Annotated in this window: 13 protein-coding genes; 8 read left to right on the plus strand and 5 right to left on the minus strand. The window is 73.0% G+C overall.

Annotation, left to right across the window (positions count from 1 at the left end; genetic code table 11):
- Window positions 1–280 precede the first annotated feature (280 nt).
- The 3 genes from J5Y10_RS22820 to J5Y10_RS22830 all read left to right on the plus strand — a co-directional run bounded on the left by J5Y10_RS22820 (window position 281) and on the right by J5Y10_RS22830 (window position 2,909).
- The gene (locus tag J5Y10_RS22820) at window positions 281–1,510 is read left to right on the plus strand and encodes a cupin domain-containing protein (protein ID WP_209376431.1); all 1,230 of its coding nucleotides are present in this window, start codon (window positions 281–283) and stop codon (window positions 1,508–1,510) included.
- The gene (locus tag J5Y10_RS22825; protein WP_209376432.1) at window positions 1,507–2,349 is read left to right on the plus strand and encodes an OmpA family protein; all 843 of its coding nucleotides are present in this window, start codon (window positions 1,507–1,509) and stop codon (window positions 2,347–2,349) included. The genes J5Y10_RS22820 and J5Y10_RS22825 overlap by 4 nt, the downstream gene beginning before the upstream one ends.
- Window positions 2,350–2,597: 248 nt before the next feature.
- The gene (locus J5Y10_RS22830) at window positions 2,598–2,909 is read left to right on the plus strand and encodes an ACT-like domain-containing protein (RefSeq protein ID WP_245214992.1); all 312 of its coding nucleotides are present in this window, start codon (window positions 2,598–2,600) and stop codon (window positions 2,907–2,909) included.
- A gap of 67 nt (window positions 2,910–2,976) precedes the next feature.
- On the opposite strand, the gene rfaE1 is transcribed toward J5Y10_RS22830, so the two are convergent.
- Window positions 2,977–4,419, minus strand: coding sequence for a D-glycero-beta-D-manno-heptose-7-phosphate kinase (gene rfaE1, locus J5Y10_RS22835; protein WP_432761264.1), 1,443 nt, complete (start codon window positions 4,417–4,419; stop codon window positions 2,977–2,979).
- Window positions 4,419–5,546, minus strand: coding sequence for an AGE family epimerase/isomerase (locus J5Y10_RS22840; protein WP_209376434.1), 1,128 nt, complete (start codon window positions 5,544–5,546; stop codon window positions 4,419–4,421). Before J5Y10_RS22840 ends, rfaE1 begins: the two co-directional genes overlap by 1 nt.
- A 90-nt stretch (window positions 5,547–5,636) precedes the next feature.
- On the opposite strand from J5Y10_RS22840, the gene rfaD reads away from it, so the two are divergent.
- Complete coding sequence (rfaD, locus tag J5Y10_RS22845) at window positions 5,637–6,620, plus strand: ADP-glyceromanno-heptose 6-epimerase (protein WP_209376435.1); 984 nt, start codon at window positions 5,637–5,639, stop codon at window positions 6,618–6,620.
- Between the two features lie 303 nt (window positions 6,621–6,923).
- On the opposite strand, the gene J5Y10_RS22850 is transcribed toward rfaD, so the two are convergent.
- The gene (locus J5Y10_RS22850; RefSeq protein WP_209376436.1) at window positions 6,924–7,151 is read right to left on the minus strand and encodes a DUF4170 domain-containing protein; all 228 of its coding nucleotides are present in this window, start codon (window positions 7,149–7,151) and stop codon (window positions 6,924–6,926) included.
- A 143-nt stretch (window positions 7,152–7,294) separates the two neighbouring features.
- Here J5Y10_RS22850 and J5Y10_RS22855 point away from each other — a divergent pair, with 143 nt between their 5' ends.
- Both J5Y10_RS22855 and J5Y10_RS22860 read left to right on the plus strand, forming a co-directional pair.
- Complete coding sequence (locus tag J5Y10_RS22855; protein ID WP_209376437.1) at window positions 7,295–8,617, plus strand: putative DNA modification/repair radical SAM protein; 1,323 nt, start codon at window positions 7,295–7,297, stop codon at window positions 8,615–8,617.
- Entirely contained in the window at window positions 8,610–10,280 is a 1,671-nt protein-coding gene (locus J5Y10_RS22860; protein WP_245214993.1) for a UdgX family uracil-DNA binding protein, read from the plus strand. Before J5Y10_RS22855 ends, J5Y10_RS22860 begins: the two co-directional genes overlap by 8 nt.
- Window positions 10,281–10,559: 279 nt before the next feature.
- On the opposite strand, the gene J5Y10_RS22865 is transcribed toward J5Y10_RS22860, so the two are convergent.
- Window positions 10,560–10,991 carry a hypothetical protein gene (locus J5Y10_RS22865; protein WP_209376438.1) on the minus strand — a complete coding sequence of 144 codons (432 nt, stop codon included), beginning with the start codon at window positions 10,989–10,991 and terminating at the stop codon, window positions 10,560–10,562.
- 94 nt (window positions 10,992–11,085) lie between these two features.
- Window positions 11,086–11,724, minus strand: coding sequence for a polymer-forming cytoskeletal protein (locus tag J5Y10_RS22870; protein WP_408901598.1), 639 nt, complete (start codon window positions 11,722–11,724; stop codon window positions 11,086–11,088).
- Between the two features lie 374 nt (window positions 11,725–12,098).
- On the opposite strand from J5Y10_RS22870, the gene J5Y10_RS22875 reads away from it, so the two are divergent.
- Both J5Y10_RS22875 and J5Y10_RS22880 read left to right on the plus strand, forming a co-directional pair.
- Window positions 12,099–13,085, plus strand: coding sequence for an adenosine kinase (locus J5Y10_RS22875; protein WP_209376439.1), 987 nt, complete (start codon window positions 12,099–12,101; stop codon window positions 13,083–13,085).
- A 62-nt stretch (window positions 13,086–13,147) separates the two neighbouring features.
- A complete protein-coding gene (locus J5Y10_RS22880; protein WP_209376440.1) occupies window positions 13,148–14,329 on the plus strand; it encodes a beta-ketoacyl-[acyl-carrier-protein] synthase family protein in 1,182 nt (393 codons plus the stop codon).
- Window positions 14,330–14,361: the final 32 nt, after the last annotated feature.

The raw sequence follows: 14,361 nt of genomic DNA on the forward strand, positions 1-14,361 counted from the left end.
CGCGGGATGCTTCGCTGGCGGCGCGCTTGAGGTCGGTGGCCTCAGGCGACTGACAGGGCGGCCCTGGCCGACACGGTTTTGGAAATCTCTTCAGCGCCGCCCTCGATCATCGAAGCCGCAGCAGCCCTATGCAGGTCCGGGAGCCTCAGGCTCCTGGCGGAGGGTTCCAGGGAGGCAGAACCCTCCTGGTGCCACAGGCCCGACAGAATGGAACGAAGGCACGACCGTAACACCGCTGCCCGTTCCGCCCTGCGTCGTTCCGCCCTAGTTTGGCCTTGCCATGGCCCTCACCCTCACTGACCTGCTCGCTCCGATGGACCCGCAGCGGTTCTTTTCGGAGTTCCACGACAAGCAGCCGCTCCACATCAAGGGCGGCGCGGCGAAGTTCGCGAATGTCCTGTCCTGGTCCGTGATCGACCGGCTGCTGAACCAGACGCACAACTGGTCCAGCCAGTCGCTGAAGCTGCAGATGGACGGGCAGCCCGTGCCGCCCGAGGCCTACTGCACCCGCGCCACCAACCGCGACAACGCGCCTGTCATGCAGCCCGATTCGCGCAGGCTGCGGGAATGGGTGGGGCGCGGGGCATCCGTGGTGATGAACGACGTGGACAGCCTCACCCCCGGGCTGGCGGGGGTGAGCGAGGCGCTGGAGAATGCCGGCCTCGGCCGTGCCCAGGCGAACGTCTACATCTCCTTCCAGGCGCACAAGGCCTTCCCCACGCACTTCGACACCCACGATGTCTGGGCGGTGCAGGTGGAGGGAGAGAAGACCTGGAACATCTGGTCCGGGCGTGCGGAATATCCGATCCCGCACCCGGCCTTCCGCGGTCTCGGCCAGGCCCATCACGAGCGGGCCCGCGGCACCATCCGGGAGAAGGTGCTGCTGAAGGCGGGCGACCTGCTCTACCTGCCGCGCGGCTGGTATCACGACGCGCTGGCGGAGGGACCCAGTTCCGTCCATGTCGCCTACGGCGTGCACGCCCCGATCGGCGTGGACCTGGCCAACATGCTGGCTGAGCGCGCCATCCAGGACCCGATCTTCCGCGCGCCGCTGCCGCGGCAGGACGGGACGGCGGCGGCGCAATTCGCGCTCACCACCCGCGCCGCCCAGCTCGGCCAGCGGATGGCGGAGCTGGCGCGGGACCCGCAGGTTCTGCAGGTGCTGGCCCGCCACGTGGCGGAGGCGCGCTACCATCGCGGCGGCGTCGACCTGCTCGGCTTCCGCGGGCTGGCGCCGGCGGCGGAGGCCCCCTCGGCCGGCCTTGCATCCGACGGTCCCGGCTTCCGCGTGCTGGCCCCCGGCACGAAGCCCGTGCGGCGCGGCGCGGAATGGGTGCTGAAGACACCCAGCGCCACCCTGCCCCTTACCCCGCCGGAGGCCGAGGCCGCCGGCTGGCTTCTCGCCCGGCGGGAGGTGGATGCGGCCGCGCTGCAGGCCGCCCACCCGGCCGTGGACGCCCCCGCCTTTCTCAACCGCCTCACCGATGCCGGAGCGCTCGCCGCCGCATGATCCCCTTCCGCGCCGCAGCCCTCCTGCTGGTTCTCTCGGCGGGCACCGCCCTCGCCCAGCCAGCACGCCCCCAGCCGCCCTTCAACTGCATCGGAGCGGAGGAACTGGAAGACGACGTCTTCGCGGTTCCCTTCGCCGCCGGCCGCGACCGGCTGACCGACGCCGCCCGCGCCTCCCTCGCGGCCGCGATCGATCTGATGAAGCGGGAGCCGGGCCGCAACGCCTGCATCCTCGGCCATGCCCAGCGCGAGGGCGGGCAGCAGACCAGCGTCCAGCTCGCCGCCCGCCGCGCCCGCGCGGTGAAGGACGCGTTGCAGGCCGCCGGCCTGCCCGAAGCCCGGCTGCGCTCCGAGGCCCGGGTGGCCGGGTTCAGCCGCAACACCGGCAATACCGTGGCCCGCAGCGTCTCCATCGTGGTGATGCCCGCCGCGGCGCCCCGCCCGGAGCGCGTGCCCCCCGCCCCGCCCGTCGCGACCGAGCCGCCGCCGCGCGAGACGACCCCGCCCCCGGCCCGGCCGCCTGTCGAGCCTCCGGCACGGGAGACCACGCCGCCCCCGCCGCGCCCGCCCGCGGAGCCGCCGCCCCCCCGCGAGACCACGCCGCCGCCCGCCCCGCCTCCGGTCGTGCCGGCACCGCGCGAGACAACACCACCCCCGGCCGCTCCGCCCGCGGAACCGCCGGCCCGCGAGACGACGCCTCCGCCGGCCGCCCCGCCCGCCGAGGCGCCGCCGCGCGAGACGACCCCGCCCCCGCCCCGGCCGCCTGCCGAGGTGCCGCCACCGGAGGCGACGCGGCCCGGCCCGGACGCGCCCGCCCCCGGAAATGCCAGGCCTGACTAGCCTGCCCCGCGCTCAGTGCATGGCAGCCAAGCCGTCCGTGCCCGCAAACGGGCGCTTGGCCTGCCGCGCCATGGGCCATACCATCCGGCGATGACTTGCTTCCGAACCCTGCGCGGGCGCCGAATGCGCCGAATTACCCGCCCGGTCGCCTGACCGGCGCGCGGGCCAGGGAATGCCCTGGCCCCAGGACGCGCAGGCGGGCGGCCGGGCCAACTGCCCCCGCCCCTTTCGGAAGAGATCCGTTCCCGATGTTCGATGCCGTTCCCGGCGCCCTCCTGGCGTCCGCCCCTGTCCTCGTTGAGGAAGGCGAGCGCGTCCTCTCCATGCGCTACCTGCTGCGCGCCGAGCCCTCCCCGGGCCTGCTGCCGCGCCTTCTCCAACCCCTCGCCAAGCGCGACCTGACGCCGGATCGCCTCCGCGCCTCGCGGGAAGGCACGGCCATGCGGGTAGAAATCTCCGTCACCCTGCCCGAAGGCATGGTCCACCTTGTGGCCGGGAACCTCCGCTCCGTGGTGGGCGTGGTGCGGCTGGAAGTGGAGCAGGGGCGGGTGGCGGCCTGAGAGGCGTTCGGGCGGTTGCCCCAGGGGAGGGGAAAAGGAATCCTCCCCTTCCCTGGCTCCACCCGCGCTACCCCGCCCGGCTCCGCTCGATGATCCGCGTCGTGGACCGCCCCGGCACCAGGTCGATCAACGCCACGCGGCCACCGCGCGCCCGCACCACATCGGCGCCCACCACCTGGTCCTCGGTGTAGTCAGCGCCCTTGAACAGCACGTCCGGCTGCAGGCGGGTGATGAGTTCCAGCGGCGTGTCCTCGCCGAAGGCCAGGACCAGGTCCACGGATTGCAGCGCGGCGATCACGGCCAGCCGGTCTTCCAGTCCGTTCACCGGGCGGGTGGGGCCTTTCAGGCGGCGCACGCTGTCATCCGTGTTCAGGGCCACCACCAGCCGGTCGCATGCGGCGCGGCAGGCCTGGAGCATGGTGACATGGCCGCGGTGGAGAATGTCGAAAACACCGTTGGTGAAGCCGATGGTCAGGCCACGTCGGCGCCAGCCGTCCAGCACGGGAATGGCGCCCTCGGCGGAGGCGGCAATCTTGCCGGCGATGTCGGTGACCTCCGCTTCCTCCGCCTCCAGCGCGGCGGTCAGCTCCGCCATGTCCAGGGTCGCGGTGCCGAGCTTGCCGACGACGACGCCAGCGGCGGCATTGGCGATCCGCATGGCGCGCGCCAGCGGCTGGCCGGCGGCCACCGCCAGGGCGGCGACCGCGATCACCGTGTCCCCGGCGCCGGAGACGTCGAAGACCTCCTTCGCGTGGGCGGGCACGGAGTGGACGCCGCCATCGGCCTCCACCAGCAGCATCCCCTTCTCGGAGCGGGTGACGAGGATGGCGCCGGCGCCTGCGGGGCCGAGCAGGGCGCGGGCGGCCTCCGCGATCTCGGCCTCCGTCTCCGTGCGGCGGCCGGATGCGGCGCGCAGCTCCTTCAGGTTAGGGGTCAGCACCGTGGCGCCGGCGTAGAAGCCAAAATCATGGCGCTTGGGGTCCACCAGCACCGGCAGGCCGAGGCCGCGCGCGGTGGCGATGGCGTGGCGCACCACCTCCTCCCCCAACACGCCCTTGGCGTAGTCGGACAGGACCAGGGCGTGGCAGCCCGGCAGCAGCGCGGCCACCCGGGTGCGGATGGCGACGGCATCGGCCGCCTCGATCGGGGCGGTCACCTCCTCGTCCAGCCGCACCACGTGCTGGTGGCCGGCGATGATCCGGGTCTTGGCGCTGGTGGGGCGGGTGGCGGAGGGGATGAGCGCGTCCTCCAGCCCCGGCGTGCCGGCGATGAGCGCGGCCAGTTCCCGCCCGGCGGCGTCCTGCCCTGCCACGCCGACCAGCACCGCTTCCCCGCCGAGGGAGGCGATGTTGCGCGCCACGTTCCCCGCGCCGCCGAGCATGGCGCGGCTGTCGCCCATCCGCACCACGGGCACGGGTGCCTCGGGCGAGATGCGCTCCACCCGGCCGTACTGGAACCGGTCCAGCATCACGTCGCCGAGGCAGAGGATGCGCCGGCCGCCGAAATCGATCATCCCACCCTTCCTGACAGGCCGGGCTCCATAGCGGGTTTTGCCGCCCGCGCCACGAGGATGCCGGCGGTGAGGTGATAGAGGCTGCTGGCCGGCGCGGGCTCGTCCAGCGGCCGGCCGGAGGGGTCCAGCCGCTCGAACCACAGGCCGGGCGGGGCGCCGGCGATGTGGCGGGCCAGGGCAGCGACGGCCCCGGCCTGGCCCGCCGCCGTCCGGTCCGGCCGCAGCGCCTCGGCCTTCAGCCGCTCCGTTTGCGGCCAGAGGCGGAAGCCCGCCTCCTTCACCGCCCCGTCGCTCCACACCGCATCCACCGCCGCACCCTGCCGCAGGCCCTGCCTGTCCAGCACCGCGAGCAGGCGGGCGGCCGGGTCGCCCTCCAGCGGGCCGGCGAGCCGGCGGTGCCAGTCCAGCAGCCAGGCCCATTCGGCGTGGTGGCCGGGTTCCCAGGCGAAGCGGCCGTCCTGCAGCACCGGGCGGAGGTCGTCGCCGTAGAATTCCGGCAGGGCGCCGGTCGCGGGGTCCAGCAGGCGGTCCAGGAACAGGCGGGCCAGGGCCGTGGCGCGGTCGAGGAACACCGCCTCCCCGAAGGACTCGAAAGCGGCGAGGCAGGCTTCCAGCAGGTGCATGTGCGGGTTCTGCCGGCGCGGCAGGGTGGCGGGCAGCCCTTCCGCGTAGCCGCCGGCAGGATGGGCCATGTGCCCGTCCAGGAAATCCAGCAGCGCCAGCGCCTCCCGCCGCAGCGGCTCCGCCGGCAGCACCCGGGCGGCGGCGGAGAGGGCCAGCAGGACGAAGGCGTGGTCATAAAGGTCCCGGCGCCCGTCCAGCACCGTCCCGTCCAATCCGTAGCGCCAGGGATAGCCCCCATCCGTCCCCCGCGCCCGGCGCAGGAAGGTAATGCCGGTCTCCACCGCCTCCCCCGCGCGGGCCAGCCCGGCGCCATGGGCGGCGGCGAAGGCGAAGACCTGCCGCGTCGCCACCCGCAGCCGCCGGAAATCCGCCGGGCAGCGGGCCGAGCCCAGTTCCAGGCACTCGTGGAAGCCGCCCCGGTCCCAGTCCACGCCGCGGTCCAGCCAGAACGGCAGGGCCGTGTCCCGCAGCCAGATCCAGGCGTCGTCCAGGGTTTGCATCGCGCGAGGGGCTTAGACCCGGGGCGAAGGGGGTGGCAATCGGCCCCCTCCTGGCTAAGAGACGGCCCGGACAGAACAGGGGGCCGCCAGATGCTGCTGCTGACCGGGGCCGCGGGCTTCATCGGATCGAACCTGCTGGCCCGGCTCAACGCCGAGGGCCGGACGGACGTGGTGATCTGCGACGCCCTCGGCACCGAGGGCAAGTGGCGCAACCTGCGCGCCCACGAGTTCGCGGACTTCGTCCCCATCGACGCCCTGGAGGCCTGGCTGGCCCACGCCCCCGCGCTGGATGGCGTGATCCACCTGGGCGCCAATTCCGACACCACCGCCGCCGATGGCGACGAGGTAATGCGGCACAACTTCGCCGCCTCCCTCACCCTCTGGCGGCACTGCGCGGCCACCGGCACGCCCTTCCTCTACGCCTCCTCCGCCGCCACCTACGGCAACGGGGATCAGGGCTTCGAGGACAGGGACGACCCGGCCTTCCTCGCCACCCTCCAGCCGCTCAACCTCTACGGCTGGAGCAAGCACGTCTTCGACCGGCGCGTGGCGCGCATCGTGGAGGCTGGCGAGGCGGCGCCGCCCCGCTGGTACGGGCTGAAGTTCTTCAACGTCTACGGCCCGAACGAGTACCACAAGGGCCATATGCGCAGCGCCGTCCACAACATCACGGAGGCGGTGCGCCGCGGCGAGCCCGCCCGCCTCTTCGCCTCCGACCGTCCGGATATCAGGGATGGCGGCCAGTCCCGCGACTTCGTCTGGGTGGACGACATCTGCGACGTCATCCTCTGGCTGCTGAACGGCAACCCGCCCTCGGGCCTCTACAACATCGGCGCCGGCCAGGCCCGCAGCTTCGCCGACCTCGCCCGCGCGGTCTTCTCCGCCCTCGGGAAGCCGCCGGAGATTGAGTTCTTCCCGATGCCGGAAGCCCTGCGCGGCCGCTACCAGTACTGGACCGAGGCCAACCTCGGTAAGCTCCGCCGCGCCGGGTACAACGCGCCGATGACGGGGCTGGAGGACGGGGTCGCCCGCTACGTGCAGGGGTTCCTGACGCGGGAGGACCGGTACCGCTAACGGGCCAGGGGGAGGGAGAAGGAATTCTCCCTCCCCCTGGAACCCCCACCCTCATCTTTTTCTTCAGGGCTGCCGCAGAATGCGGAACTGGTAGCTCGCCGAGCGGCCACGCCGCTCGGCGTGGGGCATGGCAGCCCGTGCTGCCGCTGGATCAGTCTGCTTGCTCCACGGAACAGCCCAGCCTTCCGCGGCAGCCACCTAGAAGAAGATGATGGGGCCCAGGGGAAGAATTCCTTCTTCCCCTAATCCGGGCAAACGCGAAGCGTTTGTCCCGAGGGTCCGGGAGGCAAGGCCTCCCGAAGGTCACCCCACCTTCGCGCCGCCCGGCCGCGGCACGCTGATGACGAAGAGGCGGTGGTTGGCGATGTCGATGTTGCGGCGCGCCTTCTCGTTCCACACGCGGTCGGCGGTCTTCTCGTCGTGGTAGGGGCCGTAGCTCTCCTCCGCGCCCGGCTCCAGGGTGCTGAAGGAAGCGTCGGTGAAGATGCCGCCCCAGATGAAGTGCAGCTTGGGGTAGGAGGTGTCGGGCATGGCCTCGGCTCGGCGCTGTTGCGCCGCAGCACATACTCCCGCCCAGCGGATTTCCCAAGCACGAAGCCCTGCCCGGTTCCCAGTATGTTCTTGCCTGATCGGGACGGATGCCCATATGCCCCCTTCAGTGACGAGGGGCGCCGATGGAGCTGCGCGAGAAGCTCGAGATCCTGGCCGACGCCGCGAAATACGATGCCTCCTGCGCCTCCTCGGGCACGGAGAAGCGGGACAGCCGGGATGGTGGCCTGGGCAGCACGGAAGGCATGGGCATCTGCCATGCCTATGCCCCGGACGGGCGCTGCATCTCCCTGCTGAAGGTGCTGCTGACGAATGCCTGCGTGTTCGACTGCGCCTACTGCATCAACCGCGCCTCCTCCAACGTGCGGCGGGCGCGCTTCTCCGTGCGGGAAATCGTGGGGCTGACGCTGGACTTCTACCGGCGCAACTACATCGAGGGGCTGTTCCTCTCCTCCGGCATCATCCGTTCCCCGGACTACACGATGGAGCAGATCGTGCGCGTGGCCCGCGAACTGCGGGAGACGCACGGCTTCAAGGGCTATATCCACCTCAAGACCATCCCCGACGCCGACCCGGCGCTGCTGGCGGAGGCGGGGCGGCACGCGGACCGGCTCTCCATCAACGTGGAACTGCCGCAGCCGGCCAGCCTGAAGACCCTGGCGCCGGAGAAGGATGCCGGGCGCATCCGCGTGGCCATGGCGGGGCTGCGGACGCGGATCGAGGAGGCGAAGGAGGCCAGGGCGGACTCCGCGAAGGCGCGCATCGTCATGAATGGCGGCCCGCGCGCCGCCGCGCCGCGCTTCGCGCCGGCGGGCCAGTCCACCCAGATGATCGTGGGCGCCGATGCTTCGACGGATGCGACGGTCCTCGACACCAGCACGCACCTCTACGGCTCCTACCGGCTGAAGCGCGTCTACTTCTCCGCCTATTCCCCCATCCCCGACGCCTCCGCCCTGCTGCCGCCCGTGGCGCCGCCGCTGGTGCGGGAGCACCGGCTGTACCAGGCCGACTGGCTGCTGCGCTTCTACGGCTTTACGGCGCCGGAGATCATGGCGGGCGGCGAGAACGGCATGCTGGACCTGGAGGTGGACCCCAAGCTCGCCTGGGCATTGAAGCACCGCTGGATGTTCCCCGTGGACATCAACCGCGCGGACAAGGAAATGCTGCTGCGCGTGCCCGGGCTGGGCGCGAAGACGGTGGAGCGCGTCATCTCCTCCCGCCGGGTCCGGTCCTTCCGCATGGCGGACTTGGCGCGGCTGCGCGTCAGCATCCGCAAGGTGGCGCCCTTCGTCACCGCGCTGGACCACCACCCGCGCGCCGGACTGCTGGACCGCGCGGACCTGCGCGCCATGCTGATCCCGAAAGGCGGGATGGCGGACCGCGCCGCCATCCTTCCCGCCGGGCTGGCGCCGCGCCCGGTGCAGCTGCCCCTTTTCGCGCATGCATAACGTCACCCTCGCCACCCCCGACGATTTCGAGGGCTGGCGCGCCGCCGCCCGCGCCCTGGTGATGGCGGGCATCCCGCCGGAGGAGGTGGAGTGGCGCGCGGAGGGCGATCCCGTTCCCCTCTTCGGCGGTAGCCCCCCGCCGGCGCCGCCAGCGGAAGCCCCGCCGCCCCGCGTTCCCCGCGGTTTTCCGGACCTGGCTGGGCTTGTCATCCGCCATCGCGATCCCGCCCGCTTCGCCCTGCTGCACGGGCTTCTGCACCGGCTTCAGCAGGAGCGGGGGCTGCTGGACGATGCCGCCGACCCCGCCATCTCGCGCGCCAATACCATGGCCCGCGCCGTGCGCCGGGACGCGCACAAGATGCACGCCTTCCTCCGCTTCCGGGAGGTGCGCGTGGAGGACGGCGCCCTGGCCGCGCCCCTTGCCGAGGCCGGGCCCATGGGGGTGCCGGATACCGCCCCCACCCGCAGCATCGCCCCGGCCCTGCGCGACCTCGGCCCGCTCGAGGCATCCAACGAGATGGTGCCCGAGCGCCTCGCCCCCGTGGCGGCTCCCGCCCCGGAGAACCGCTTCGTCGCCTGGTACGAGCCCGAGCACCACATCCTGCGCGCCGAGTCCGGCTTCTTCGTCCGCCGCTTCGCCATGCTGCGCTGGAGCATCCTGACCCCCGCCCTGTCCGCCCATTGGGACGGCGAGGCGGTGACCTTCGGGCCCGGTGCCCGCCGCGCCGACGCGCCCGCGGAGGACGCGGCCGAGACCCTCTGGCGCGCCTATTTCGCCTCCATCTTCAACCCCGCGCGCCTGAAGCCCGACGCCATGCGGGCCGAGATGCCCCGCAAGTACTGGCGCAACCTGCCCGAGGCCCAGGACATCCCCCGCCTGATGCAGGAGGCCCCGAAGCGCGTGGCCGAGATGGTCGCCCGTGGCGCCACCCCGCCGGTCGAGCGCCGCCAGCGCGCGGTCCACCTGCCCGCCATCATCCGCGCCGCGCAGCCCGAGGCGCCCGGAGGCGTTGATTCCTCCATGCCTGCCGACCTGCTGACCCCCAACGAGGATTTCGCGGAAGCCCAGGCCGCGCTCCGCCGCGACCTGCTGGCGCGCAACGACCTGCCGCCCTGGGTTGCCAACGCCACCCAGCCCGTGATGGGCGAGGGCCCGCAGAACCCGCTGCTGATGTTCATCGGCGAGCAGCCCGGCGATGAGGAGGACCTGAAGGGCCAGCCCTTCGTCGGCCCCGCTGGCCGGTTGTGGAACAAGGCGCTGGAGGAGGCGGGCGTGCCCCGCGACGAGGCCTACGTCACCAATGCCGTGAAGCACTTCAAGTTCACGCCCACCGGCAAGCGCCGCCTGCACCAGTCGCCGGACGCCGGCGACATCACCTTCTACCGCCCCTTCCTGATGCGCGAGATCGGCTTCGTCGGGCCCCGCCTGATTGTCACGCTCGGCGCCACCGCGCTGCGCGCCGTCTCCGGTCGCGCCATGCCGGTGACGAAGGTCCGCAGCTCCCTGCTGCGGGACCCGGAAGGCCGGCCCTTCTACCCGACCGTTCACCCCTCCTACCTGCTCCGCCTCCCCGACCCGGCCGCGAAGGCAAGGGAGTACGACCGCTTCGTGGAGGATCTGGGGCAGGCCGCGGCCACCGCCCGGAACCTGCCGGCGCGCTGAGCGGCCCCAGGGGCGGGGAGAAGGAATTCTCCCCGCCCCTGGAACCCCACCCCTCATCTTTTTCTTTCGGGCTGCCGCGGCATGCACGTCTGGCGGTTCGCCTCGGGTCGATGACCCGAGGCGCGGGACAAGTCCGCCCGCGCTGAACTGAGATCAGAAAACCTGCGGCGCCGCCCTTCGGTCATCGTATCTGCGGCAGCCCGATGCAGGTCCAGGAGGCTCAGCCTCCTGGCGGAGGGGTCCGGGGAGGCGGAGCCTCCCTGGGGCACCCGCACACCCCTATCCCGAGGTGAGCTCCGAGAGGCATCCCGCCTCGGTGCGGGACTCCGTGCCGGAGGCGCGGGCGGCGGCCCAGGCAACGCGGGGCGTGCTGGATTCGCGGTAGAGGACGACGTCCAGGGCGCAATGGGTGCCCTGGTAGAGCCAGATTTCCGCCTCGCCTTCCGGCCGGCGCCGTGTGGGCTGGCCGAGGGCGGCGATCACCCCTTCCCGCGTCTGGCCGAGCAGGGCGGAGACGCCGGAGGGCGCGCCGCGGCCGGTGGCCGGAAGGGTGCGGGGCGGCGGTTCGGTGTTGAGGCCGGCGAGGGTGGCGCGGTGGTTTTCCAGCACCTGCTGCAGCACTTCGCTGGCGGCGCGGTCCGGCCCGGACGGGACGCAGCCCGTGAGGAGCAGGATCAGGAGGGGCGCGCGGAGGCCGGACAGGGCGGTCATCGCCGGGAATTTGCCGGAAGGAGGGGACGGGTACCCGGGGATGGCGGCGGGGTCGCCGAAGGGAGGGGCGCGCGAGGGGCGCGCCCCTTCCGGATCAGATGCGGGGCGGGGCGGCGGGGGCGCCGGCCGGCTGGGTGGGCTGGGACGGCTGGACCGCGGCGGCCTGGGCGTCCGTCAGCATTTCCATGCGGCCGGAGAGCTGGCCGCCCTCCTCCACCGAGAGGCGGCGGCAGCGGGCCACGCCGAGCACCCGGCCGGTGGCGCGGATGGTCAGGTTGCCGCGGGCGGTGATGGTGCCGTCGAACACGCCGGCGATCTCCGCGTCCTCGACCTGGACCTCGCCCTTGAAGACGCCGGAATGGGTGATCTGCAGCTCGGAAGCCTGGATCATCTGGCTCTCGACCGTGCCGTCGACCACCAGGCGCTCGGCATCGGCCACGGTGCCCTGCAGGGAGATGCCCTTGCCGACGACGAGGGTGCGGCGCTCGGCGGCGGCCGGGCGGCCCGCCGGGCGCGGCGGCATGGTCACGCCAGGGGCGCTCGGCGCGCCGGTCGGGGCGCTCGGGGCAGTCGGCTTGGGCGGCAGGCTCATGGCGGGGTCCTTGGGGGCTTGGCCCGGAGTGGGACGGAAGGGGGGCATGGCCAGGTCGGGATCGCGCGAAACGGGCACGGTCGCGGGCTCGGCCTCGGAGGGCCCCTGCTCGGCGGGGCGGCGACGGAAAATTCCGGACATGGCAGTTCCCCCTGGCGAAGGCTGTCGTGGCGCGGCGCGGCCCCGGGGATGATGCCGGAACCCGGGGACCCCAACGGCCTCCGGCCTGGCGGGAACGCCTTGGCCCCGCGCCTGCGGGGATGGGCTATCACGGGCGGGAGGCCGCGGACAACGCCCCAGGGGCAGCGATCTTCCCAGGCCGGGCGGATTTTTCCGCGGGCGCCGGGCCAGGGCCGCCGGTTTTCCGCCATGGCGCCATGGTCTTCGCCCCAGGGTCTTTGCCTGATGGTCATGATGCGGGCGCGCTGGTATGGCGCGCGGGCATGGGCGGAACCGGGTCGATCCGGGGCATCGTCGATCCCGGGCAAAGGGATCGGGCATAGGGGATTTTGGGCATGGCGGATCGGCAGGCGCTGGACATCCTGGGCATCGGCAACGCCATCGTGGACGTGGTGGCCTCCGCCACCGACGCCACGCTGACGGAGTGGGGCATGGCCAAGGGCAGCATGGCCCTGGTGGACACCGCCCGCGCCAACGCCATCCATGCGGCCGTGGGGGAGGGCGTGCAGACCGGCGGCGGATCCGCCGCCAACACCTGCGCCGCCGCCGCCGCGCTGGGCGCGAAGGTCGGCTATCTCGGCAAGGTGGCGGAGGACGCGCCCGGCCAGGCCTTCGCCGAGGATCTGAAGAAGCTCGGCATCCACTTCCCGACGAAGCCGCTGAAGGGCGGCGCCCCGACCGCGCGCTGCCTCATCCTCGTCACCCCCGACGGGCAGCGGACGATGAACACCTATCTCGGCGCCTGCGTGACCTTCGGGGAGGAGGACGTGGACCAGGGCGCGGTGGAATCGGCCGCCGTGACCTACCTGGAGGGCTATCTCTACGACCCGCCGGAGGCCCAGGCGGCCTTCCGCAAGGCGGCCCGCATCGCGCACGCGGCGGGGCGGCAGGTGGCCATCACCCTTTCCGACAGCTTCTGCGTCGGGCGCCACAAGGCCGCCTTCCTCGATTTCATCGCGCGGGACGCCGACATCGTCTTCGCCAACGAGGATGAGGCGCTGGCCCTGTTCGATGCGGTGGATGTCGAGGCGGCGACCCAGGCCTTCGCGGCCACGGGCAAGCTGGTGGCGCTGACCCGCAGCGAGAAGGGCAGCCGGATCATCAGCCCGAAGGAGGGCGTGATCGAGGTGCCGGCCGTGCCCACCACGCCCATCGATTCCACCGGCGCGGGCGATGCCTATGCCGCCGGCTTCCTGGCCGCCCATGCGCGCGGCCTGCCGCTGGCCGAGTGCGGCCGCTGGGGCAGCGTGGCCGCCAGCGAGGTGATCTCCCATTTCGGCGCCCGCCCGCAGGCGGACCTGCGCCGCCTCGTCGGGGCCTGAACCGCCAAGCCTGCTTCAACGATCGGGCTTGCCGGATACGATCCAGCGTTTAGATGCAACGAATGGTTCCATCCCTCGCAATGCCCGCCCTCACCGCCACCAGCGCCATGGGCGTGGGGGTGGAGGCGACGCGGGCGGCGCTGCACGCGCGGCGCGGCGGCCTTGCGCCCTGCGACCTGCCGGGCATGCCGCCGGGCATCTGGGTCGGCCGCGTCCCCGGGCTGGAGGAGGTGGCGCTGCCGGCGGAGCTGGCGCGCTTCGATTGCCGCAACAACCGCTTGGCGGAACTGGCCCTGCGCCAGGACGGGTTCGAAGCGGCCGTGCGGGAGGCCGCAGGCCGCTTCGGGGCACACCGCGTGGCCGTGGTGCTGGGCACCAGCACCGCCGGCATCGCGGAGACCGAGGCCGCCTATGCCCGCCGGGCCGAGGACGGCACCCTGCCGGGTGATTTCGACTTCGCCCATACCCACGACCTGCACGCCCTGCCCCGCTACGTCCGCGCCCGGCTGGGGCTGCGCGGCCCCGTCGTCTCCATCTCCACCGCCTGCACCTCCGGCGCGCGCAGCTTCCTGGAGGCCGGCGCGCTGATCGCGGCCGGGGTCTGCGACGCGGCGGTGGTCGGCGGCGTGGACACGCTCTGCCGGATGACGCTGCACGGCTTCAACGCGCTGGAACTGCTGAGCAAGGCCGCCTGCCGCCCCTGCGCGGCGGACCGGGACGGGATCTCCATCGGCGAGGCGGCGGGCTTCGCCCTGCTGATGCGGCCGGAGGACGCGGCCCCCGGCGCCCCTCTCCTGCTCGGCACAGGGGCCAGCGCGGACGGGCACCACATGTCCTCCCCCCACCCCGAGGGCCTCGGCGCCGTGGCCGCGATGCGCGCGGCGCTGGAGGCGGCGGGCGGCGAGCCGGTGGACTACATCAACCTCCACGGCACGGGCACGCGGGCGAATGACGCGATGGAGGGGGTGGCCGTGCGCGCCCTGTTCGGGGATTCCGTGCCCTGCTCCTCCACCAAGGGCTGGACGGGCCATACCCTCGGCGCCTCCGGCGCGCTGGAGGCGGTGATCGCGGCGATCTGCGTGGCGGACGGGCTGGTGCCGGGCTGCCTGGGCCTGGAGGCCGGGGACCCCGCTTTCGGGGTGGATGTGGCGACGGAAAACCGGGCCCGGCCGGTGCGGCGGGTGCTCAGCAACTCCTTCGGCTTCGGCGGAAGCAACTGCGCCCTTGTCATCGGGCGGGCGTGAGGACTTGCGCGGCTTGATCCTGGCGGCGGTTC

Origin of the sequence: Roseomonas indoligenes, from assembly GCF_017813365.1 — a bacterium.
In the GTDB taxonomy this organism is placed as follows: domain Bacteria; phylum Pseudomonadota; class Alphaproteobacteria; order Acetobacterales; family Acetobacteraceae; genus Roseomonas; species Roseomonas indoligenes.

What these genes read in the sequence shown, in the direction of transcription:
- J5Y10_RS22840 (WP_209376434.1), bottom strand. Translation starts at nt 5,546, where the DNA reads ATGCAAACCCTGGACGACGCCTGGATCTGGCTGCGGGACACGGCCCTG.
- J5Y10_RS22825 (WP_209376432.1), top strand. Translation starts at nt 1,507, where the DNA reads ATGATCCCCTTCCGCGCCGCAGCCCTCCTGCTGGTTCTCTCGGCGGGC.
- J5Y10_RS22870 (WP_408901598.1), bottom strand. Translation starts at nt 11,724, where the DNA reads ATGTCCGGAATTTTCCGTCGCCGCCCCGCCGAGCAGGGGCCCTCCGAG.
- J5Y10_RS22855 (WP_209376437.1), top strand. Translation starts at nt 7,295, where the DNA reads ATGGAGCTGCGCGAGAAGCTCGAGATCCTGGCCGACGCCGCGAAATAC.
- J5Y10_RS22850 (WP_209376436.1), bottom strand. Translation starts at nt 7,151, where the DNA reads ATGCCCGACACCTCCTACCCCAAGCTGCACTTCATCTGGGGCGGCATC.
- rfaD (WP_209376435.1), top strand. Translation starts at nt 5,637, where the DNA reads ATGCTGCTGCTGACCGGGGCCGCGGGCTTCATCGGATCGAACCTGCTG.
- J5Y10_RS22880 (WP_209376440.1), top strand. Translation starts at nt 13,148, where the DNA reads ATGGTTCCATCCCTCGCAATGCCCGCCCTCACCGCCACCAGCGCCATG.
- J5Y10_RS22865 (WP_209376438.1), bottom strand. Translation starts at nt 10,991, where the DNA reads ATGACCGCCCTGTCCGGCCTCCGCGCGCCCCTCCTGATCCTGCTCCTC.
- J5Y10_RS22820 (WP_209376431.1), top strand. Translation starts at nt 281, where the DNA reads ATGGCCCTCACCCTCACTGACCTGCTCGCTCCGATGGACCCGCAGCGG.
- J5Y10_RS22875 (WP_209376439.1), top strand. Translation starts at nt 12,099, where the DNA reads ATGGCGGATCGGCAGGCGCTGGACATCCTGGGCATCGGCAACGCCATC.
- J5Y10_RS22860 (WP_245214993.1), top strand. Translation starts at nt 8,610, where the DNA reads ATGCATAACGTCACCCTCGCCACCCCCGACGATTTCGAGGGCTGGCGC.
- J5Y10_RS22830 (WP_245214992.1), top strand. Translation starts at nt 2,598, where the DNA reads ATGTTCGATGCCGTTCCCGGCGCCCTCCTGGCGTCCGCCCCTGTCCTC.